Source organism: Dietzia sp. Die43, from assembly GCF_024519835.1.
GTDB classification, from domain to species: Bacteria; Actinomycetota; Actinomycetes; order Mycobacteriales; family Mycobacteriaceae; genus Dietzia; species Dietzia kunjamensis.
This window is the reverse complement of sequence record NZ_JALJRF010000002.1, coordinates 200734-221785: the sequence shown is the minus strand read 5'-3', so window position 1 is coordinate 221785 and position 21052 is coordinate 200734. Positions and strand designations below refer to the sequence as shown.

Annotated in this window: 19 protein-coding genes; 13 read left to right on the top strand and 6 right to left on the bottom strand. The window is 70.6% G+C overall.

The features are described 5' to 3' along the window. The first annotated feature begins 1 nt into the window (after position 1). The gene (locus tag NR111_RS02580) at positions 2-718 is read left to right on the top strand and encodes a LysR family transcriptional regulator substrate-binding protein (protein ID WP_154828036.1); all 717 of its coding nucleotides are present in this window, start codon (positions 2-4) and stop codon (positions 716-718) included. 61 nt (positions 719-779) lie between these two features. Here NR111_RS02580 and NR111_RS02575 read toward each other — a convergent pair whose 3' ends face one another. Next, positions 780-1415 carry a TetR/AcrR family transcriptional regulator gene (locus tag NR111_RS02575; RefSeq protein ID WP_167507159.1) on the bottom strand — a complete coding sequence of 212 codons (636 nt, stop codon included), beginning with the start codon at positions 1413-1415 and terminating at the stop codon, positions 780-782. Positions 1416-1533: 118 nt separating this feature from the next. Between NR111_RS02575 and NR111_RS02570 the strand changes: the two genes are divergently transcribed. The 6 genes from NR111_RS02570 (at position 1534) to NR111_RS02545 (ending at position 9109) form a co-directional block, all read left to right on the top strand. After that, positions 1534-3222 carry a class I adenylate-forming enzyme family protein gene (locus NR111_RS02570; protein ID WP_256819793.1) on the top strand — a complete coding sequence of 563 codons (1689 nt, stop codon included), beginning with the start codon at positions 1534-1536 and terminating at the stop codon, positions 3220-3222. Position 3223: 1 nt separating this feature from the next. Beyond that, positions 3224-4606: an MFS transporter gene (locus tag NR111_RS02565; RefSeq protein ID WP_256819792.1), complete on the top strand. Its 1383-nt coding sequence runs from the start codon at positions 3224-3226 to the stop codon at positions 4604-4606. 67 nt (positions 4607-4673) lie between these two features. Next, entirely contained in the window at positions 4674-5747 is a 1074-nt protein-coding gene (locus NR111_RS02560) for a phosphotransferase family protein (protein ID WP_256819791.1), read from the top strand. A 62-nt stretch (positions 5748-5809) separates the two neighbouring features. Continuing rightward, positions 5810-6571, top strand: coding sequence for an SDR family NAD(P)-dependent oxidoreductase (locus NR111_RS02555; RefSeq protein ID WP_206472686.1), 762 nt, complete (start codon positions 5810-5812; stop codon positions 6569-6571). Positions 6572-6687: 116 nt separating this feature from the next. Further along, positions 6688-7893 (top strand): acyl-CoA dehydrogenase family protein, encoded by a 1206-nt coding sequence (locus NR111_RS02550; RefSeq protein WP_256819790.1) that lies wholly within the window; start codon positions 6688-6690, stop codon positions 7891-7893. Between the two features lie 73 nt (positions 7894-7966). Next, the gene (locus NR111_RS02545; RefSeq protein ID WP_256819789.1) at positions 7967-9109 is read left to right on the top strand and encodes a thiolase family protein; all 1143 of its coding nucleotides are present in this window, start codon (positions 7967-7969) and stop codon (positions 9107-9109) included. Positions 9110-9299: 190 nt separating this feature from the next. Here NR111_RS02545 and NR111_RS02540 read toward each other — a convergent pair whose 3' ends face one another. Genes NR111_RS02540 through NR111_RS02530 form a run of 3 tightly spaced genes read right to left on the bottom strand, consistent with a single transcriptional unit; the run spans position 9300 to position 12757 of the window. After that, complete coding sequence (locus tag NR111_RS02540; RefSeq protein ID WP_256819787.1) at positions 9300-10403, bottom strand: zinc-binding dehydrogenase; 1104 nt, start codon at positions 10401-10403, stop codon at positions 9300-9302. A 21-nt stretch (positions 10404-10424) separates the two neighbouring features. After that, positions 10425-11594: an acyl-CoA dehydrogenase family protein gene (locus NR111_RS02535; RefSeq protein ID WP_256819786.1), complete on the bottom strand. Its 1170-nt coding sequence runs from the start codon at positions 11592-11594 to the stop codon at positions 10425-10427. Beyond that, entirely contained in the window at positions 11591-12757 is a 1167-nt protein-coding gene (locus tag NR111_RS02530) for a CoA transferase (RefSeq protein ID WP_256819838.1), read from the bottom strand. Before NR111_RS02530 ends, NR111_RS02535 begins: the two co-directional genes overlap by 4 nt. A gap of 121 nt (positions 12758-12878) precedes the next feature. Here NR111_RS02530 and NR111_RS02525 point away from each other — a divergent pair, with 121 nt between their 5' ends. From NR111_RS02525 to fabG, 3 genes are read left to right on the top strand one after another with little or no spacing between them, the layout of a single operon-like run. Continuing rightward, positions 12879-14132 (top strand): acyl-CoA dehydrogenase family protein, encoded by a 1254-nt coding sequence (locus NR111_RS02525; protein WP_256819784.1) that lies wholly within the window; start codon positions 12879-12881, stop codon positions 14130-14132. Continuing rightward, positions 14129-15370 (top strand): CaiB/BaiF CoA-transferase family protein, encoded by a 1242-nt coding sequence (locus NR111_RS02520; protein ID WP_256819783.1) that lies wholly within the window; start codon positions 14129-14131, stop codon positions 15368-15370. The genes NR111_RS02525 and NR111_RS02520 overlap by 4 nt, the downstream gene beginning before the upstream one ends. Further along, complete coding sequence (gene fabG / locus NR111_RS02515; protein ID WP_256819782.1) at positions 15351-16091, top strand: 3-oxoacyl-ACP reductase FabG; 741 nt, start codon at positions 15351-15353, stop codon at positions 16089-16091. Before NR111_RS02520 ends, fabG begins: the two co-directional genes overlap by 20 nt. A gap of 74 nt (positions 16092-16165) precedes the next feature. On the opposite strand, the gene NR111_RS02510 is transcribed toward fabG, so the two are convergent. Both NR111_RS02510 and NR111_RS02505 read right to left on the bottom strand, forming a co-directional pair. Beyond that, entirely contained in the window at positions 16166-16924 is a 759-nt protein-coding gene (locus tag NR111_RS02510; protein ID WP_256819781.1) for a FadR/GntR family transcriptional regulator, read from the bottom strand. A gap of 26 nt (positions 16925-16950) precedes the next feature. Next, the gene (locus NR111_RS02505) at positions 16951-17967 is read right to left on the bottom strand and encodes a MaoC family dehydratase (RefSeq protein WP_256819780.1); all 1017 of its coding nucleotides are present in this window, start codon (positions 17965-17967) and stop codon (positions 16951-16953) included. A gap of 185 nt (positions 17968-18152) precedes the next feature. Between NR111_RS02505 and NR111_RS02500 the strand changes: the two genes are divergently transcribed. Genes NR111_RS02500 through NR111_RS02490 form a run of 3 tightly spaced genes read left to right on the top strand, consistent with a single transcriptional unit; the run spans position 18153 to position 21041 of the window. Further along, positions 18153-19307, top strand: coding sequence for an acyl-CoA dehydrogenase family protein (locus NR111_RS02500; RefSeq protein WP_096905186.1), 1155 nt, complete (start codon positions 18153-18155; stop codon positions 19305-19307). Between the two features lie 13 nt (positions 19308-19320). Next, positions 19321-19773, top strand: a complete 453-nt coding sequence (locus tag NR111_RS02495; RefSeq protein ID WP_154828008.1) for a MaoC family dehydratase — start codon at positions 19321-19323, stop codon at positions 19771-19773. A 41-nt stretch (positions 19774-19814) separates the two neighbouring features. After that, on the top strand, positions 19815-21041 hold the full coding sequence (locus NR111_RS02490) for an acetyl-CoA C-acetyltransferase (protein WP_256819837.1): 1227 nt from the start codon (positions 19815-19817) through the stop codon (positions 21039-21041). Positions 21042-21052 lie beyond the last annotated feature (11 nt).

Below are 21052 nucleotides of genomic sequence, written 5' to 3'. Positions count from 1 at the left end.
GATGACCGACGAGAACTCGGGCATCGGCCCCCGCCTGCGTGTGGGTTACGTCCCCGGTGTCCAGCCGGACAAGTGGCTCGCGCGGTGGCGCGAGCGGAATCCGCGCGTGCCGATCTCGGCCCGGCGCGCCGGGGACCCGCGCGCGGAGCTCGTGGACTCCGCCGGCGACGACGGCTTCGACGTGATCTTCCTCCGCGAGCCCGACGATGCACCGCGCTCGGCGCCGGCCGGCCTGCTCCGGGTCCCGCTGTACACCGAGACGATGGCCGTTCTCGCCGAGAAGGACCACGAGCTCGCCGCCTTCGACTCGCTGGGGATCGCCGATCTCGAAGGGGAGCGGTGGCTCGAGCCGGTCGACCCCATCGCGGCATCGCCCGACGAGGTGTCCGCCGCGGTGGACCTCGTCGCCGCCGGCGTGGGACTGCTCGTCCTGCCGGCGCCGTACGCGAGGGCGCTGAGTCGGCGGGACGTGGTGGCGCGGCCCGTCGACGGGGTCCCCGCGACCCGGATGGGCATCGCCTGGTCGCCCGCGAGGGAGACCGATGAGTTGATCGACGAGTTCGTGGGGATCGTGCGGGGTCGCAGGGCGGGCACCTCGCGCGGAGCGGGCGAGCCCCCGCGCGAGAAGCGGACCGCGAAGGAGAAGGCCGCCGCCAAGGCGAAGGCCCGCGCCGAACGTGCGCCGAAGCCGGTGGGTCGGGGGCAGCGCAGACGCTGACCGGGCGGGTCTCAGCCGCGTGCGGCGCGGTCGATCCCAGCCGCGTGCGGCGCCGTCGACCTCAGCCGCGTGCGGCGCCGACCATCCCGCGGGCGAACTCGAGGTGTCGGGCGACGACGTCGTCGGCCGACAGCGGCCCGTCGGGCCGGTACCAGGACGCGATCGACACACACAGTGAGGCGATGGCGCGGGCCGCGTCCTCGGGGTGGGCGCAGGAGAACTCCCCGGAGTCGACACCGGCGCGGATGGCGTCCTCGAGCATCTTCTGCTGCGCATCGCGCTGCGCGATGTGGCGTGCGCGCACGTCCGGGTCCATGCTGCGCATCTCGGTGGACGCCACGAACGCGTGGTCGCGCCGCGCCATGTGGAAGCGGGCGAGGCACTCCACGATGTTCTCGAACCTGGTGACGGTGCGGTCGCCGGCGTCGTCGGCCGCGGCCTGCGTGTGCGTGAGCATCTCCGCCATGGCCTGGTCGACGACCGCTGCGAGGATGGCCTGCTTCGATCGGTAGTGATGGTAGAGGCCCGGAACGGACAGTCCGGCGGCCTCGGCGATCGACCGGATCGAGGCTCCGTGATAACCGTGCCTTGCGAAGATCACCAGGGCCGCGCGGAGCGGAGGGGAGAGCTCGTCGGTGCCGAACTCGCGCCACTGCGCCAACGTCGCGGTCTCTGACGTCGCGGTCTCCTCACTCATCGTCACAACACTAGCCACCCTTCGCTTGACACCGGTTGTGGTGTGGGTAACACTATGGCACACCGAGCGATCGATCGGTCGGTGAACCGCACAATAATCGTGAACGAGAGGAGCGAGGATGAGCCAGGAAGACCCACGGCCGTGGCGCACGTTGTACCCACCGGGCCTCGATGAGAGCCTCGTGACGCGGCGGTCGACGCTCGTGGACGCCTGGCGTGAGCGAGTCGACTCCTCGCCGGACAGGGCGGCCGTCGCCTACTTCGACACCACGCTGTCGGCCCGCGAGGTCGACGCGATGGCGGATGCGCTCGCCACCGCACTGCAGGTCCGCGGGGTGGCGCCCGGTTCCCGCGTTGGTATCCACCTGCAGAACATCCCGCAGTACGCGCTGGCGATGCTGGCGCTGTGGAAGATCGGCGCCGCCGCCGTGGTGCTCAACCCGATGTACTTCGGCCGCGAACTCAGGCTGCCAGTGGAGGACTCCGGTGCCGTGGGGATCATCGCCACCGACCGGGACGCCACGGCGATCCGCGACGCCGTGAGCGGTACGGACGTCGCATGGGTCGTCAGTACGAGCGAGCGCGACCTGCAGACCCGGAACGACCCCCGCGCGTTCGGCGACGACCAGCAGGTCGAGCCCTCGCCGGACGGCGACCTGATCTCCCTGATCCGCGAGTTCGAGGGACGCACCCCGGAGCCGGCGGAGGTCGCCCCCGACGACCTCGCGCTTCTCACCTACACCTCGGGAACCACCGGGCCGCCCAAGGGGGCGATGAACTCGCATGGCAACGTCATCGCGGTCGCGCGGAGCTTCGCCGACTTCGTCGGTCTCGTGCCGGGCGACGTGGTGCTGGCGATCGCCCCGCTGTTCCACATCACCGGCGCCGTCATCAACGCCACCGTCGCGCTGGTCACCGACTCCACCCTCGTCTTCGCCGGACGTTTCCGGCCCGGTGTCATGCTGGACGCGTTCCGCGAACACGGGGTGACCTTCACCATCGGTTCCATCACCGCGTACAACGCGCTCATGCGCCTGGACGAGGCGGGACCGGAGCACTTCGCGTCGGTCAAGACCCTGTACAGCGGGGGCGCGCCCATCCCGCCCTCGACGGTCGAGCGCTTCGCGGAGCGGTTCGGCCACTACATCTACAACGGATACGGCATGACCGAGACGACCTCCGGGGTCATCGCGGTGCCGCCCGGGTCGCGGGCGCCGGTCGACGAGACCAGCGGCACCCTGTCCATCGGCGTGCCGCTGCCGGGGATCGGCGCCGAGGTCGTCGGCGTCGACGACCAGCCGGTCGCCCCGGGCGAACAGGGCGAGCTCGTCCTGTCGGGACCGCAGATCGTGTCCGGCTACTGGCGCAACGAGGCCGCTACGGCCTCGACCATGCCCGGCGGCCGGCTGCACACCGGCGATGTCGCTGTCATGGACGCCGACGGCTGGGTGTACCTCGTGGACCGCCTCAAGGACCAGATCAACGCCTCCGGTTACAAGGTCTGGCCGCGGGAGGTCGAGGACGCCCTGTACGAGCACGACGCGGTGTTCGAGGCCGCCGTCGTGGGACTGCCGGACGAGTACCGCGGCGAGAAGGTCGTCGCGTTCGTCTCGCTCAAGGCCGGGCGGACGGCGACCGAGGACGAGCTGATCGCGTTCGCCTCGGAGCGGCTCGCCGCCTACAAGCGGCCGGGCGAGGTCCACGTCGTCGGCGAGCTCCCCAAGACCCAGACCGGAAAGATCCGCCGTCGCGAACTCCGCGACGAACACACCCCCTCCCACTCCTCCACTCCCACCGAAGGGAACTGACATGGCCGAGGCCACCATCAACCCGGACGGCCGCGGGCGGGCCGGCGCCACCGCCGCCACCGCCGCCACCGCCGACACCGCAGCCCCGCACCCGTCCGCCAAGGCGAGCCGCGGCAGCGTCCGCTCGCTGGCCGCCAGTACCACCGGGCAGCTGTTCGAGTGGTACGAGTGGACCGCCTATGCGGTCTTCGCCCCGTACATCGCCGCGGTGATGTTCAACAACGAGAACCCGGTCTCGGCGCTGCTGGCCACGTTCGCCGTCTTCGCGGTCGGGTTCCTCATGCGCCCGCTGGGCGGGATCGTCTTCGGCCGGATCGCGGACGTGCGCGGACGCAAGTTCGTCCTCATCACCACCATGCTCATGATGGCCGGCGCCAGCCTGCTCATCGGCCTGCTCCCGAGCTACGAGACGCTCGGGATCTTCGCCTCGGCGCTGCTGCTCCTGTGCCGCATGATCCAGGGCTTCGCCCACGGTGGCGAGTCGGCCACCGCCTACAGCTACGTCGCCGAGATCGCGCCGCCGCACCGTCGCGGTATGTGGGGCAGCCTCGTGTTCGTCGCCATCATGGGCGGCACCGTGATCGCCTACGGCATCGGCGGCGGCATCACCGCCGTGCTCTCCGAGTCCGCCGTCGGCGAGTGGGGCTGGCGCGTGCCGTTCCTGCTCGGCGCCGTGTTCGCGCTGCTCGTGCTGTACCTGCGGTCCGGCATGGAGGAGTCCGACGTCTTCGACAAGGCCGCCGCGGCCGCCGCCGCCGACCCGACCTCGCCGGTCGCCACGTTCTCGCGCCGCAAGCTCGCCGGCGCCATCGCGCTGGTCGTGGCCATGGTCTCCGGCATCACCGTCGCGCACTACACCTGGAGCTCCTACGCCTCGACGTTCGCCATCACGCAGCGTGACATGGACTCCGAGGCCGCGTTCTGGGCGATCTTCGGCAGCCAGCTCATCGCCCTGTGCACCCTCCCGCTGTGGGGTCTGCTCTCGGACCACATCGGCCGTCGCCCGGTCATCTTCATCTTCGCCATCGGCACGATCATCACCACGCCGATGCTCATGGGGATGATCGACGACCGCCCGTGGACGCTGTTCCTCGCCTCGCTCGTCGCCATGACCCTGGTCGCGGCCGCCGGCTCGATCCTGTCCTCCTTCATGTCGGAGGCGTTCCCCACCAAGATGCGCACGGCGGGCATCGGGTTCGCGTACTCCCTGTCCGTCGCGGTGTTCGGCGGCAGTGCGCCGTACCTCAACGCCCAGTTCATCGAGTGGGACCTGTACTGGATGATCAGCGCCTACATCATCGCCCTCTGCGTGGCGACGATGGTCGCGACCGCCTTCATGAAGGAGACCCGGGGTCACGACCTGCACCGTGTCGGCCACAACTGAGCGTCGGCCACAACTGATCCACCCGAACCGCCCGCCCGGTCGCCCATCAACCGCGAGGATCCACGCCATGACCACTTCATCGTCCGAGTCCACGGGACTGTCCGTCGACCAGTTGCTCCGCCCCGACGTCGTGGGGCCGAAGATCGCCGAGGCCACCGGTGACCAGGCCTGGGCGGACTTCGACGCCGACCTCATCGCCGGTGGCAAGTCCAACCTCACGTTCACGCTCCGCTCCGACGCGGGGGAGCTGATCCTGCGGCGACCGCCGACGGGGGAGCTGCTGCCCAGCGCGCACGACATGGGCCGCGAGGCGCGGATCCAGCTCGGGTTGGCGGACACCGACGTGCCGGTCGCGAAGGTGGTGCTCAACGAGACCACCGGTGAGGACCTGGGCGTGCCGTACTACGTGATGGAGAAGGTGGTCGGCCACGTCATCCGTGACGCGCTGCCGGCGGGCTTCGCCGAGTCCGACGACGACAAGGCGGCCATGGCGGACGCGCAGATCGACGCTCTGGTCGCGCTGCACGCCGTGGACCAGAACGCGGTCGGACTGGGGGATCTCGGTCGCCCGGACGGCTATCTGGAGCGGCAATTGCGGCGCTGGCTCGGGCAATCCGCGAAGGCGTCCGACTCCGTTCGAGCGGACCGGCTGCCCGACCTGGCCGCGCGTCTCGGAGAGAGCATGCCCACCTCGCCGTCGTCGCGGATCATCCACGGTGACTACCGGCTCGACAACTACGTCGTCGACCCCGACGACCCGGGGCGCATCAAGGCGATCCTCGACTGGGAGCTGTCCACCCTCGGCGATCCGGTCGCCGACCTCGCGCAGACGGTTCTGTACTGGGGTGACCCGAACGGGCCGACGGTGCCGCTCATCCCGAGTATCACCACCGAACCGGGCTGGCCCGGCCCGCAGCGGCTGCTCGACCGGTACTGCGCGGCCACCGGCACCGATCCGTCCCACATGCCGTGGTACCTGGCGTTCGCGACGTTCAAGTTCGCGGCGATCGCCCAGGGCGTGGCGACGCGCTCCGAGGCCGGTGACATGGCGGGTCAGGACTTCGGTGACATCGGCCCGCAGATCCGTGAGCTGGTCGACCACGGCCACTCGATCCTCGACTCCAGGAAGGTGACCAACTGATGGCTGAGTCCTCGTCCGCAGCGCCCACCCCGGTCGATCCAAGGACAGGTCCGCAGGCGGCGGTGCCCGTGCTCGACCGCTTCCGGCTGGATGGCCGCGTCGTGGTGATCACGGGTTCGTCGTCCGGGCTCGGGGCCGGCTTCGCGCGGGCCCTGTCCTCGGCCGGTGCCACGGTCGTCCTGGCGGCCCGGCGGCGCGAGCGGCTCGACGCCCTCGCCGAGGAACTGCGTGCCGCCGGCGGCACCGCCTCGACCGTGGCGTGCGACGTCGCCGACCCCGAGGCGTGCGCGGCGATGGTCCGCGACACGATGGAGGCCCACGGGCGCATCGACGTGCTGGTCAACAACGCCGGCATCGGGACCGCCGTGCCCGCGCTCAAGGAGACCCCCGAGCAGTTCCGCGGGGTGGTGGACGTCAACCTGAACGGCGCCTACTGGGCGGCCAAGGAGTGCGCGGCCGTCATGGAGCCGGGCGCGAGCATCGTCAACGTCGCGAGCGTCCTGGGCCTGACCGCCGGCTTCGCACCGCAGGCCGCCTACTCGGCGACCAAGGCTGCCGTGCTCGGGCTGACCCGCGACCTCGCCGCGCAGTGGGGCAGCCGCCGCGGTATCCGCGTCAACGCGCTGGCCCCCGGCTACTTCGCCTCCGAGATGACCGACGAGATCCCGGAGAAGATGCTCGCGGACATCACCGGCAGTACCATCTTCGGTCGCCTGGGGCTCCAGCCCGAGCTCGACTCCGCGCTGCTCTTCCTCGCTTCCGACGCCTCGTCGTTCATCACCGGGACCACGCTCGTGGTCGACGGTGGGATGACTATGCATTGAACCGACTATGCACTGAACCGACTCTGCACTGAACCAACTCTGCACTGACGCAGGCACCACTTCACTCATCCCGCCCGCGGCGGGCCGCCGCGGCACGCTTCTACAGGAGTAAAGACATGGAATTCGCTCACAGTCAGCGCAGCATCGAGCTGCAGGAGAACATGTGGGAGTTCATGCGGGAGCACGTCTTCCCCGCCGAGCCCGTCTGGGCCGAGTACCTGCGTGAGCACGGGGACAACGCCTACCCGCCGGTGATGGAGGACCTCAAGGCAGAGGCCCGGCGCCGCGGGCTGTGGAACCTCTTCCTGCCCGAGTGGTCCGGGATCTCCAACCTCGAGTTCGCCGCCGTCTCGGAGATCACGGGCTGGTCGCCCGTCATCGCGCCGGAGGCGATCAACTCGCAGGCCCCGGACACCGGGAACATGGAGACCTTCCACCTGTTCGGCACCGACGAGCAGAAGGACAAGTACCTCGAGCCGCTCAAGGAGGGCAGGATCCGCTCGGCGTACGCCATGACCGAGCCCGACGTCGCCTCCTCGGATGCCACCAACATCCAGACCGTCATCCGGCGCGAGGGCGACGAGTACGTGATCAACGGCCGCAAGTGGTGGATCACCGGCATCGCCGACACCCGCTGCGAGATCCTCATCGTCATGGGCAAGACCGACGAGTCCGCCGAGACCCACCAGCAGCAGTCGATGGTCCTCGTGCCCCGGGACACCCCGGGCCTGACCATCGAGCGCAACCTGCCGCTGTTCGGCTACCAGGACCAGCACGGTCACTGTGAGATCGTGTTCTCCGACGTGCGGGTGCCCGTGTCGAACCTTCTCGGCGAGGAGGGCGCCGGGTTCGCGATCGCCCAGGCCCGCCTCGGGCCGGGCCGGATCCACCACGCGATGCGCGCCATCGGCATGGCCGAGCGGGCGCTGGCCCTGATGGTCGACCGCGCCAAGTCCCGGCACGCGTTCGGCGGGTCGCTGGCGAGCCAGGGCGTGGTGCAGGAGCACATCGCCAATTCGCGCATCGAGATCGACCAGGCACGGCTGCAGGTGCAGCACTGCGCGTGGATGATCGACACCGTCGGCGCCAAGGAGGCGCGGTTCGAGATCTCCGCCATCAAGGTCATCGCCCCGCAGGTCGCCTGTGCCGTGATCGACCGGGCCATCGAGATCTTCGGCGGCGCCGGCGTCTCCGGCGACACCCCGCTCGCGTACTTCTACGCCTGGGCGCGCGCGCTGCGGATCGTCGACGGACCGGACGCCGTCCACCGCCGCACCATCGCGCGGGGAGAGCTCAAGCGCACTCCGCCGTACGTCGGCTGAGCGTGATGCGCAACACTGACAACACCCGGTCTTCCCGGACCGGATTCTCACCGTTCAAGAGAGGAACACGCACATGGGTGCAGTGATCGTGGAGGCCGTGCGCAGCGCGGTGGGCAAGCGCAAGGGTGGACTGGCCGGGGTGCATCCCGCCGATCTGTCGGGAACCGTACTCAAGGCGCTGGCCGAGCGCGCCGGGATCGACGGATCGATCGTCGAGGACGTCATCTGGGGTTGCGTCACCCAGGCCGGCGAGCAGGCCGGGGACATCGCCCGGACCGCCGCCCTGTCGGCGGGATGGCCGGAGACGGTCAACGGCGTGACGATCGACCGGCAGTGTGGCTCGTCGCAGCAGGCGCTGAGTTTCGCGGTGGCCGTGGTGGAGGCAGGCTTCCACGACGTGGTGGTGGCCGGCGGCGTCGAGTCGATGACGCGGGTGCCGATGGGCTCGCACGTCTCCTCCGACTCGTTCCCGTACGGTCAGGCGTTCCTCGACCGCTACGACGGCACGGCCCCCAACCAGGGCGTCGGTGCCGAGATGATCGCCGAGCGGTGGGGTTTTGACCGCACGCAGCTCGACGAGTTCGCCGTGGCGTCGCACGAGAAGGCCGCCGCCGCGCAGGACGCCGGGTTCTTCGCCGGGCACATCGTGCCGGTGACCACCCCGGACGGTGTCTTCGACACCGACCAGGGCATCCGCCGCGGCAGCACCGTCGAGGGACTGGCCGGACTGAAGACGCCGTTCAAGGAAGACGGCGTCATCCACGCCGGCAACGCCTCGCAGATCTCGGACGGCGCTGCGGCGATCCTCGTGATGAGCGAGGAGGCGGCTGCCAAGTACGGGTGCACCCCGATCGCGCGGGTGCACACCGCCACGCTCGCCGGTGACGATCCGGTCATCATGCTCACCGCGCCGATCCCCGCCACCGCCAAGGCGCTGGCCAAGTCCGGACTGTCCATCGACGACATCGGTGTGTACGAGGTCAACGAGGCGTTCGCGTCCGTGCCGATGGCGTGGCTGGCCGAGACCGGGGCGGACCCGGCGAAGCTCAACCCGAACGGCGGCGCCATCGCCCTCGGGCACCCGCTCGGTGGCTCCGGCGCCCGGATCTTCGCCGACCTCGTCCATCACATGAAGAACGAGGGCATCAAGTACGGCCTGCAGACGATGTGTGAGGGCGGCGGCCAGGCCAACGCCACCATCATCGAACTGCTCTGATCCGAGCCCCCGCCGGGCAGCCGCGCGAGCGGCTGCCCCTGGAGTCACAGCCGCTCCCGACGGTGGCGTCTGGCGTGCGCAGATGCGCAGGCCGGCGTTCAGCGTCGGGGGCGGCTGTGTTGTGGGCGTACAGGCGCTCGTGCGGCTGCGGGCAGGGGCGCGCGCGGATGCCGCCGGGTGCGCGGGCGGCTCAGTCGCCGGTGAGGACGACCGCCCGGCCGAGCACCTCGCCACGGTCGAGGGCCTCGTAGGTATCCGGTGCCTCGGTCAGCGGCACCCGGCGGGAGATCATGCCGCCCAGGTCGAGCTTGCCCGCCGCCAACAGGCGCACGAGTGCCGGAACGTCCTGCCGGGCGCGCGCGCCGTAGGAGCCCTTGATCTGGATCTTGCGACGCACGATGCGGGCCAGGTCCACGTCGAGCGCGGTGCCCGCGGGAGGAATGCCCACGACCACGACCCGCCCGCCCTCGCGGGCGATGTCGGTCGCCTGCCGGGTGGTGGCCGCCGACCCCAGCGCCTCGAAGGCGACGTCCACCCCGCGGCCGCCGGTGATCGCCATGACCGCCTCGGTCGCGTCCACCTCACGCGAATTGACGGTGTGGGTGGCGCCCATGCGGCGGGCGAGGGCGAGCTTGTCGTCGTCCACATCGATCGCGATGACCGACTCCGCGCCACTGACCGCCGACAGCTGAACGATGTTCTGGCCGACCCCACCGACCGCCACCACCGCAACGGATTCCCCGGTCCGGACGTCGCCCACGTTGCGGACCGCTCCGTAGGCGGTGAACATCGAACACCCGAGGATGGCGGAATCGGTGAGGTCGAGCTGCTCGGGGAGGGCGAACACCGCGGTGGCGGGCGTGACGCTGTACTCGGCCAGCCCGCCCATCGAGTACATGGACAACGGTTCGCCGGAGGCCCGGTGCAGGCGCGTCTCGCCGTCGTACAGGGTGCCGCGCAGGCGGTTGTACTCGAAGAACGTGGAGCAGATGTCCTCCATGCCGCGGGCGCAGTTCTCGCACGATCCGCACGGCATGATGAACGAGCCGACCACCCGGTCGCCGGGCCGGACGTGGGTGACCCCGGCGCCGACCTCGGCGACGACGCCGGAGATCTCGTGGCCCAGGACTCCCGGCAGCGGGAACCCGACCTCGCCCTTCATCACGTGCAGGTCCGTGTGGCAGACCCCGCAGGCGTGGTTGTGGACCAGGACCTCGCCGGCGCGCGGTTCCGGGATCGGGATGTCCTCGATCACCAACGGGGACCCGGTCTCGACGCACACCGCAGCTCTCATGGGGCCGACTGTACGCAGCGTTCAGCGGCCGAGGAGCTCGTCCGAGATGATCCGCATCTGGATCTCGCTGGTGCCCTCGAAGATCCTGGTGAGGCGGGCGTCGCGCCAGTGCCGTTCCACCTGGAAGTCGGTGGTGTAACCGGCACCCCCGTGGATCTGGACGCCCTGCGACGTGACCCGCTCGGCCATCTCGGTGGCCACGAGCTTGCACATGGCGGCCTCGAGCGAACACCGGCGTCCCGAGTCGATCGCGGTGGCCACCGAATACATGAGCTGACGGGCCGCCTCGATGTCGGCCGCCATCTTGGCGATCTCGAAGCGCAGGTACTGGAACTCGCCGATCGGGCGGCCGAACTGCTCGCGGGTGGCGACGTAGGCGATCGAGTCCTCCAGCGCCGCCCGGGCCAGACCGATCGCGCGGGCCGCGGTGTGCGCCCGGCCGACCTCGAGCCCCGAGACGGCCATGTAGAAGCCCCTGCCCTCCTCGCCGAGCAGCGCGTCGGCGGGGATCCTGAAGTCATCGAAGGACAGCTCCCAGGTCTGCCACCCGAAGTAGCCGATCTTGCGGACCGGAGTGCCGGTGATGCCGGCGGGAAAGGAGCCGCGCTCCTTCTCCACCAGGAAGGTCGAGATGCCCCGGTGCGGCTTGTCCGGATCGGTGCGGGCGAACAGGACGAGGTAGTCGGCCTGGTCCGCGTAGGTGCACCACATCTTGGTCCCGTTGATCACCCAGGCGTCGCCGTCGCGGACGGCGCGGCACGAGATGTTGGCGACGTCGGACCCCGCCTCCGCCTCGGAGAGCGAGTAGGCGCCCAACCACTCACCGCGGGCGACGCGGGGGAGCAACCGGGCCTCCTGCTCGGCGGTGAACCCGCCGCCCATGCCGTTGCCCCGGGCGAGCAGACCCGACACGGACAGCCACCCGCGGGCCAACTCCTCGGCGACCAAGCAGTACTCGAAGACTCCCAGTCCCAGGCCGCCGTGCTCCTCGTCGATCATGATCCCGAAGAAGCCCATGTCGGCCATCTTCTGCCGTAGCTCGTCCGGGATGTCGCCCTTCTCCGGGTCCAGGCGGTTCGCGACCGGGAGGACCTCTCTGGCGGTGAACTCGCGGGCGAGGTCCCGGATCGCGAGCCGGTCCTCCGTGAGGTAGACGGGAACGTCCTCGCGGGCGGTGGGTTTGTGGGTCATCCGGATCGTCCTCCCGGTGTGAGTCGGTCGTTGTCCGCGCCGAGGGAGGGCGCCGGTCCGGTGCCGAGGTGGTCCCCGTCGAACGTCGCCGGGTACGCGGCGGCCAGATATGGGCCGATGCCGGGTTGGTCGAGGCGGGAGAAGAGGGGGTTGGTCTCGAGTTCGCCCTCCGAGACGACCTCGGCGAACGTGCGGTAGCGCTCGTGGAGCACCACCGAGTCGGCGAGGGCGCGCGCGACCTCGTCGGTGGTGCGGGCGGAGAACCAGCGGGCGAACAGTGCGGCGAGGACCTCGCGATAGGAGTAGCGGTCGGACTCTTCCGTGAAGTCGGCGCCGGTCGCGGTCTCGAGCGCGTCGACGGCCTCCCGGGTGCCCGTGAGGCGGGCCAGGTCGTGGAAGTGCCGGGTGGTCAGGGCGACGATCATGAACCGACCGCCGTCGCAGGTGGTGAAGTCCGTGCCGAACGTCCCGTAGACGTGATTGCCCACGGCAGGCCGCGACGACCCGTCGAGCTGTGGTTCGGTGAGGTATCCGAGCGTCCCGGCGGTGGCCAGGGCGACGTCATCGAGGGGCAGGACGATCCGCCGCCCGCGGCCGGTCCGCTCACGTTCGCGGACGGCGGCCACCACGGCCAGCGCCGCGTGCAGTCCGGCGGCCACGTCCCAGGCCGGCAGGGCGTGGTTGACGACGCGGCCCGAGCCGGGGCCGGTGATGGCGGGGAAACCGAGGGCGGCGTTGACCGTGTAGTCCACCCCGGGCCGGCCGTCGCGGCGGCCGAGCAGTTCGAGGGTGATGACGTCCTCGCGGTCGGCGGCCAGGACGTCGTGACTCATCCACGACCGCCCGCCCGAGTTCGTCACGAGGATCCCCCCACCCTCGCCGGGCGCGGTGACGAGCTCGCGGAACGCCCGCCGGCCGTCGTCGGAGCGCAGATCGAGAGTGACCGAGGCCTTGCCCCGGTTGAGCCCGGTCCAGTAGATCGACGTCCCGTCGGGCGCCAGGGGCCACCGGTTCACGTCCGCCGCGCCACCCACCGGATCGACCCGGATGACCTCGGCGCCGAGCTGCGCCAACGTGAGTCCGCACAAGGGTGAGGCGACGAAGCTCGAGAGTTCGACGACGCGTATCCCGTCCAGCGGTCGGGACGCGGAGGGCTCTGTGATCAACGGCTCCCGGTGGTGCGGCGGGCCGGTTGCCCCGCAGTGCAAATCATGATAATAGTTTGAAGCATACAGCGTGGATTGTGTTCCGCGACACCCATCGCCGGCGGACAGGGGCGAGACCATGAGCGAGCAGCCGAGCAGCGCGACCCCCGTGGTCGACACAGACACGGAGAGCGACACGGAAGTCGGCGCGGAGGACTTCGCGGACATCCTCGCGACCACGCGTGAGTACATCCGTTCGGTGGTCGTGCCCCGCGAGCGGGAGATCGCCGACACCGACGCGGTCCCGGACGACATCCGTGCAGACCTGGCTGACATGGGCCTGTTCGGCTACGCGATCCCGCAACGGTGGGGTGGGTTGGGCCTCGACCTGACCCAGGATGTCGAACTGGCGATGGAGTTCGGCTACACGACACTGGCCATGAGGTCGCTGTTCGGGACCAACAACGGGATCGCCGGGCAGGTCCTCGTGAACTTCGGCACCGATGCCCAGAAGGCCGAATGGCTCGAGCGGATCGCCTCCGGCGACGTCATCGCCTCCTTCGCCCTGACCGAGGACGGCGCCGGCTCGAACCCCGCCGGACTGGCCACGAAGGCCGTGCGGGACGGCGGTGCGGGCAGTGAGGGCGGTGAGGGCGGTGACTGGATCATCGACGGCACCAAGCGCTTCATCACCAACGCCCCGCTGGCGGATCTGTTCATCGTGTTCGCACGTACCCGTCCCGCCGACCACAGCGGGACGGGGATCGCCGTGTTCCTCGTCCCTGCGGACGCCCCGGGCGTGAGTGTCGGCCCCAGGGACAAGAAGATGGGGCAGGAGGGCGCGTGGACCGCCGAGGTGGACTTCCGCGGCGTGCGCGTGCCCGCCACCGCCCTGGTGGGTGGCGACGAGGAGGCCGGATACCGCGCGGCGATGACCTCCTTGGCCCGCGGCCGCATCCATATCGCCGCCGTCGCCGTGGGATCGGCGCAGCGGGCGCTCGACGAGTCGCTCGCCTTCGCGGCGACCACCACCCAGGGTGGCGAGGCCATCGGCGGATTCCAGTTGGTCCAGGGGATGCTCGCCGACCAGCAGACCGGCGTCATGGCGGGCCGTGCCCTCGTCCGCGAGGCCGCCGCCAAGTACGTCTCCGGCGAGGACCGACGGATCGCCCCCTCGGTGGCCAAGCTGTACTGCACCGAGATGGTCGCCGATGTCGCGGACAAGGCGGTCCAGATCCACGGCGGCACGGGCTACATGCGGGGCGTGGCGGTGGAGCGGATCTACCGTGACGTCCGCCTGCTCCGCCTGTACGAGGGCACGAGTGAGATCCAGCGCCTCATCATCGGCGGTGGCCTCGTGAAGGGTGCGCAGCGGGACGCGGGTGCCCGATGACGGACCCGACGCGCGGAACGCCCACCGGCGAGCCGCTCCCGCTCGAGGGCATCACGGTGATCGCCGTGGAGCAGGCCGTGGCCGCCCCGCTGGCGACCCGGCACCTGGCCGACCTCGGCGCGCGCGTCATCAAGATCGAGCGCCCGGGGGAGGGTGACTTCGCCAGGGCCTACGACGCCACCGTCCACGGGCAGGCCTCCCACTTCGTCTGGCTCAACCGGGGGAAGGAGTCGATCGAACTCGACCTCGCCTCGCCGGGCGGCAGGCAGACCGCGTTGGCCCTGGCCGACCGGGCGGATGTGGTGATCAGCAATCTGGCCCCCGGGGCGATGGACCGATTGGGACTCGGGGCGACCGCACTGCGCGAGCGGCGGGACGACCTCGTCGTCGTCACCATCTCCGGCTACGGCGACACCGGCCCGTACACCGGTCGCAAGGCCTACGACATGCTCGTGCAGGCCGAGTCCGGGCTGTGCTCGATCACCGGCACCCCCGAGGCCGCCACCAAGACCGGGGTCCCGGTGTCCGACATCGCGACCGGGATGTACGCCCTGTCGGCGATCCAGTCGGCGCTCTTCCGGCGGGAACGGACCGGGCGCGGGGCCACCGTCGAGGTGTCCATGTTCGAGGCCACCGCCGAGTGGATGGGCCACCCCATGTACACCTGGATGTATGCGGGCAGGCAGGTCGAGCGGATGGGACTGTCCCACGCGTCGATCTGCCCGTACGACGCGTTCCCGACCCGCGATGGGCAGGTGCTGATCGGCGTCCAGAACGATCGCGGGTGGGCCGCACTGGTGCGCGACGTGTTGGGGCGGCCGGAGCTGGTCGACGACGAGAGGTACTCCACCAACATCGCCCGCGTCGCCCGGAGGGCCGAAGTGTACGCGCTGATCGCCTCCCTGACCGGGGAGTTCGGCTCGGTGGAGCTGGCCGAGCGACTCGACGAGTTCGGCGTCCCGGCGGCCCGGCTCAATGACGTCGCCGGGCTGGTCGACCACCCGCAACTCGCGGCGCGGGACCGGTGGCGGGACGTCGAGACGCCGGCGGGTCCGGTCCGCGGCCTGCTCCCGCCGATGACCTTTACCGATGTAGAGCTGCCCATGGGGCCCGTTCCCGCACTGGGGCAGCACACCGACGCGATCCTGGCGGAGCTCCGGCGTGACGGAGCGCTCGGGACCACCACCGACCACGACACACGACACGAGGACACACACCATGGGCCTGCTCGAGGGTAAGACCGCAGTCGTCACCGGGGCCGCGCGCGGCATCGGGTTGGAGATCGCCCGGACGTTCGTCGACCAGGGCGCGCGGGTGGTGATCGGCGACATCGACGACGAGGCGGGCGCCGCGGCCGTCGCCGACCTGGGCGGGCAGGACTCCGCGCGCTACGTCCACTGCGACGTCCGGGACGGGGCGGCGGTCGAGGCGATGATCGACGTGGCCGAGAAGGCGTTCGGGCCGCTGGGGGTGTTCGTCAACAACGCCGGCGTCACCCGTGACGCGACCATGCGCAAGATGACCGAGCAGCAGTTCGACGACATCATCGCCATCCACCTCAAGGGCACGTGGAACGGCACCCGCGCCGCCGCCGGCCGGATGCGCGGGCACGGGGGAGGGGCGATCGTCAACATCTCGTCGATCTCCGGCAAGGTCGGTCTCGTCGGCCAGACCAACTACTCCGCAGCCAAGGCCGGGATCGTGGGGCTCACCAAGGCGGCGGCCAAGGAGGTGGCGTTCGCGGGGGTGCGCGTCAACGCGGTCCAGCCGGGGCTCATCCGCACCGCCATGACCCTGGCCATGCCCGAGCACGTCTGGGAGGAGAAGTTGGCCGAGATCCCCATGGGGCGCGCAGCCGAGCCGAGCGAGGTCGCGCAGGTGGTGCTGTTCCTCGCCAGCGACATGTCCAGCTACATGACCGGCACCGTCCTGGAGATCACGGGCGGGCGGCACATCTGAGTGCGCGGCCCGCGGGCCATGCAGAGCCGCGCAGGGCCACGCAGAGCCACGCAGGTTCCTGTAGCGCTGGTCGCTCAGCCGAGGTCCCAGCGGATCGGCTGGGCGAGCTCGGAGTGGAACCGCTTCTCGAGGTACGTGGTGTGCTCGTCGATGTGCACGGACATGAGCCGGGAGGCGGTGTCCGCGTCGCGATCGGCGATCGCGGCGTAGATGTCCCCGTGGATGTCGCAGGTCAGCTCGCGTTGGCGCTTCGGGTAGCTGATCCCCATCGAGGCGCCGGCGATGAGGCCCGTCAGCGCGTCGAAGAGGTACCCGAAGAGGGCGTTGCCGGAGCTCCAGGCGATGAGTTCGTGGAACCGCTCGGAGTGGGCCGAGAAGGCCGCCGGGTCGCCCAGTTGGTCCCGGGTCTGACGCAGGTTCTCCGCGAGTCGCTCCAGGCCGCCGTCGTCGATCCGCGTGGTGGCCAGCCGCGCGATACCCGGCTCGAGCGCCGCGCGGGCCTCCATGATCGTCGAGAACGGGGCGCTGCCGAACTGCAGGAGCAGGCTCAGGGTGGCGGCGAGGGTGCCGCCGTCGGGCTGCTGCACGACGGGGCCGCCGCCCGGGCCGGGCTTGAGCATGATGACGCCCTGGAGCTCCAGGTAGCGCAGCGATTCCCGGAGGGTGCCGCGGCCGACCCCGTACTCCTCCAACATGAGGTGCTCGGGGGGCAGCCGGTCGCCGACGGTGTTCCCGCGGCGGGAGATGTCCTCGACGATCTGCTGGGCGACGAGCAGGGCCGTCTTCTTGGGCCTGCCGACCCCCGGGCGGACGCCGCCGCTGCCTGAACTCATGACAACCATCATCCCCGTCTCCCGGCTCAGGGCATGAGCACGGTGTAGGTCCAGTCCAGGACGGGCGCGTCGCCGTCCTGCCGGTGCGCGGTCACGAGCGACCGGAGGTCGAGCGCCGTGCCACCGCCTGCCAGCTCCACCGCGGCGCCCACCACGATGTCACTACTCAGGGTGTCGCCCTCGCGGACCGGACCGACGTGGTCGCACGAGTGCCACCCGAGCACCGTGAGCATGGGCGGCAGGGCGCGCGTGGCCTGCGAGAGCGCGAGTCCGATGGTGTGGCCGCCGTAGACCAACCGACCGGAGCCCGAGGCGCGTTCGTCGTGGTGGGTCTGCGCGATGTTCATGGTCAGTCGCGCCAGCTCCGGCGCGTTCGACACCACGTCGGCGCCGGCGCGCAGGACGGTGCCGGCCGCGGGGATCGCCGTGAGTCCGCCCGGGAGCGCGGCGCGGTAGGCGTCGAGGTCCCACCCCTGCGGCATCGCCCACGGCTGCCCGTGGTCGGCGCCGATGGCCGACAGGTCGTCGTCGTGGACGCAGGACCCGGGATCGACACCCGGCGACAGCGGCAGCATCGCGCAGCGGTGGAAGTCCAGGACGGTCCGGCGGTCCTGGTCGGTGGTGGTGATCCGGAGGGCTGCCAGCCCCGTGGCCGCGCGGCCGGGTCTGGGGGAGTTGGTCCTGAGACCGACCACCTCGGTCCGCGTCGAGAGGGTGTCACCGATCCGGGGAGCCGCCAGTAGGCGCGGGCCCCGATAGAACAGGTTGGCCTTGACCCGGTGGGTCACCACGGTGGACTGACCGATCGCGATGTCGGTCACCAGCCCGGGGTGCGCCACCGCGGCACCGGTGACCGCGTGGGACAGGTGACGGTCCAGGGGAAGGCGCAGGCGGTCGCCGAGGATGGCCTGGTGCGCGGCCGCCAGCCCGTCGGTCAGCGTGACCGCCGGGGCCGTGTCGACGACCTGTCCCACCTCGAGCTGGTCGAAGTAGGGGCCGCCGATCTCCACGACGGGTCCCTGCGGGGCGGGGTGCTCGGTCATCGCGGCCTCCTTCCGGCGCGGGTGGCGTGCGTCGCGCGGCCGCGCGCCGACGGCTGACCGATCACACTCTACACAAAACCATGCGCATCATTATTGACTATTGGGCGATGCGTTGCGACGATGAGGTCCGGAGCCCGCCTGACCGGCGGATCGAGATGACGACGACGACGACGAGGTGTTCTGCGGTGCCGGACCTGAACGATGACGAGGCCTACCTCGTCGCGACCGTGCGTCGGTTCATCGATCGCGAGGTCAAGCCGTCCGTGCGCGAGATGGAACACGCGAACGAGTACCCCGAACGCTGGATCGAGCAGATGAAGGCGATCGGCATCTACGGTCTGGCGGTGCCCGAGGAATTCGGGGGGACGCCGGTCTCGATGCCGTGCTACGTGCGGGTCACCGAGGAACTCGCCCGCGGGTGGATGTCACTCGCCGGCGCCATGGGCGGGCACACCGTGGTCGCCACACTGCTCGCCGAGTTCGGCACCGAGGAGCAGAAGGCCACCTACCTTCCCCGGTTGGCGACCGGTGAGATCCGGGCCACCATGGCGCTGACGGAGCCCGGCGGGGGATCCGATCTCCAGGCGATGACCACCACCGCCACGACTCAGGGCGAGGAGCTCGTGATCACGGGCACCAAGACGTGGATCTCCAACGCGCGACGCTCCGGCCTCATCGCGCTGCTGTGCAAGACCGACCCGTCCGCGACGCCCAGACACCAAGGCATCTCTATCGTCCTGGTCGAGCACGGTCCCGGACTGACGGTCTCCGAGGACCTGTCCAAACTCGGGTACAAGGGAGTCGAGACCTGCGAACTCGCTTTCGACGGGTACCGCACCCCGGCGACCCGGATCCTCGGCGGCGAACCGGGAAGGGGCTTCGCGCAGATGATGAAGGGCCTGGAGACCGGCCGGATCCAGGTGGCCAGCCGCGCGCTGGGCGTCGCGGCCGCGGCGCTCGAGGACTCCCTCGCGTACGCGCAGCAGCGCGAATCCTTCGGACAGCCCATCTGGAAGCACCAGGCCGTCGGGCATCACCTGGCCGACATGGCCACCAAGCTCACCGCCGCCCGCCAGCTCACCCTGTTCGCCGCCGCGAAGGCCGACGCCGGCGAGCGCTGCGACATGGAGGCGGGGATGGCCAAGCTCTTCGCCTCGGAGGTGGGGATGGAGATCGCGCTCGACGCCGTCCGGATCCACGGCGGCTACGGGTATTCCACGGAGTACGACATCGAGCGGTACTTCCGCGACGCCCCGCTCATGATCGTGGGCGAGGGGACCAACGAGATCCAGCGCAACGTCATCGCATCGCAACTGGTGGCACGTGGCGGGTTGGAATGAGGAGAGGACTGTCATGAAGGTGTTCGAGGGGCTGGAGCAGCTCGAGGCCGAGCTCGGCCGGCATGTCGGGTACAGCGACTGGATGGAGATCACCCAGGAGCGCATCGACGCGTTCGCCGACGCCACCGGGGACCACCAGTGGATCCACGTCGACCCGGCGCGGGCGGCCGAGGGACCGTACGGCCGCACCATCGCGCACGGGTACCTCACCCTGTCGCTGCTGCCGGTGCTCGGCGCCGAGGTGATGGAGATCCGGGGCTTCGCCATGATGATCAACTACGGGGTCGACAAGGTGCGGTTCCCCGCGCCGGTGCCGGTCGGGTCACGTATCCGTGCGGGGATCGAGTTGACGTCGCTCGAGCGGAAGTCGTCCGGAGTCCAGCTCAACAGTCTGGTGACCGTCGAGGTCGAGGGCTCCGACCGGCCGGCGGTCGTGGCCGAGACCGTCCGGATGATGGTCGAGTGAGGCGACAGGCCCCGGTGCCCGGATCCAGGATGGCCGAGGCGCTGGCCGACGTGGTGGTCTGTGAACCCGTCCGGACCGCGGTGGGCCGCCGGGGCGGTGTCCTGGCGCCACTGCAGGCCGCCGACCTCGCCGCGGCCGCGATCGCCGGACTCGTCGACCGCACCGGCCTCGGAACGACGGACATCGACGACGTGATCCTGGGCCAGTGCTACCCCAACGGCGAGGCGCCCGCGATCGGGCGGGTGGCGGCACTCGACGCCGGACTCGACATCAGCACGCCGGGGATTCAGATCGACCGCCGCTGCGGATCGGGTCTACAGGCCGTGCTCAACGCCGCCATGCAGGTCGCCGTCGGCGCGAGCGACGTGGTGATCGCCGGAGGCGCCGAGTCGATGTCGAACAGTGAGTTCTACTCCCTCGGGCTGCGCGGCGGGGTCCGCGGCGACCGGGTCGAGTTCATCGACCGCATCGCCCGCGGCCGGGTGACCTCCGGCGGCCGCGACCACCCGGTGGCGGGCGGCATGCTCGAGACCGCCGAGAACCTCCGTGCGGAGTACTCCATCTCCCGGACGGAGCAGGACGAGCTGGCCGCGGAGAGTCAACGCCGCGCGATCGCGGCTCAGGACTCGGGGGTGTTCGACGAGGAGATCGTGTCGGTGCAGGTCCTTCAGCGGAAGGAAGAGCTCGTCGTCGTCGACACCGACGAACACCCCCGGCGAGGCGTCACGGCTGCCTCCCTCGCCGACCTGCGACCCATCCGCTCCCGCGTCGACCCCGACGCGACGGTGACGGCCGGCAACGCGTCGGGGGAGAACGACGGCGCGGCGGTGTGCGTGGTGACCACCCGCAGTCGCGCGGAGGAGCTGGGGCTGCGCGCCTATGTCCGACCGCTCGGGTGGGCGGTGACCGGCGTCCACCCCGCGCGGATGGGCATCGGCCCCGTTCCCGCGACGGCCCGGTTACTCCGGCAACTCGACCTGCGGCTGGCGGACTTCGACCTCATCGAACTCAACGAGGCGTTCGCCGCGCAGGTGCTCGCGTGCCTGCGGGAGTGGGAGTCGGGCCACGGGTTCACCGCCGCCGATCGCGAGCGGCTCAACGTCCACGGTTCCGGGATCTCGCTCGGGCATCCCGTCGGGGCCACCGGTACGCGCATCCTCACCACCATGGCGCGCGAACTGGCGCGCCGGGAGGGCCCGCTCGCCCTGGAGACGATGTGCCTCGGCGGTGGGCAGGGGCTGGCCGCGGCGTTCGAGCGGGTGGCGTGACGGGTCACCTG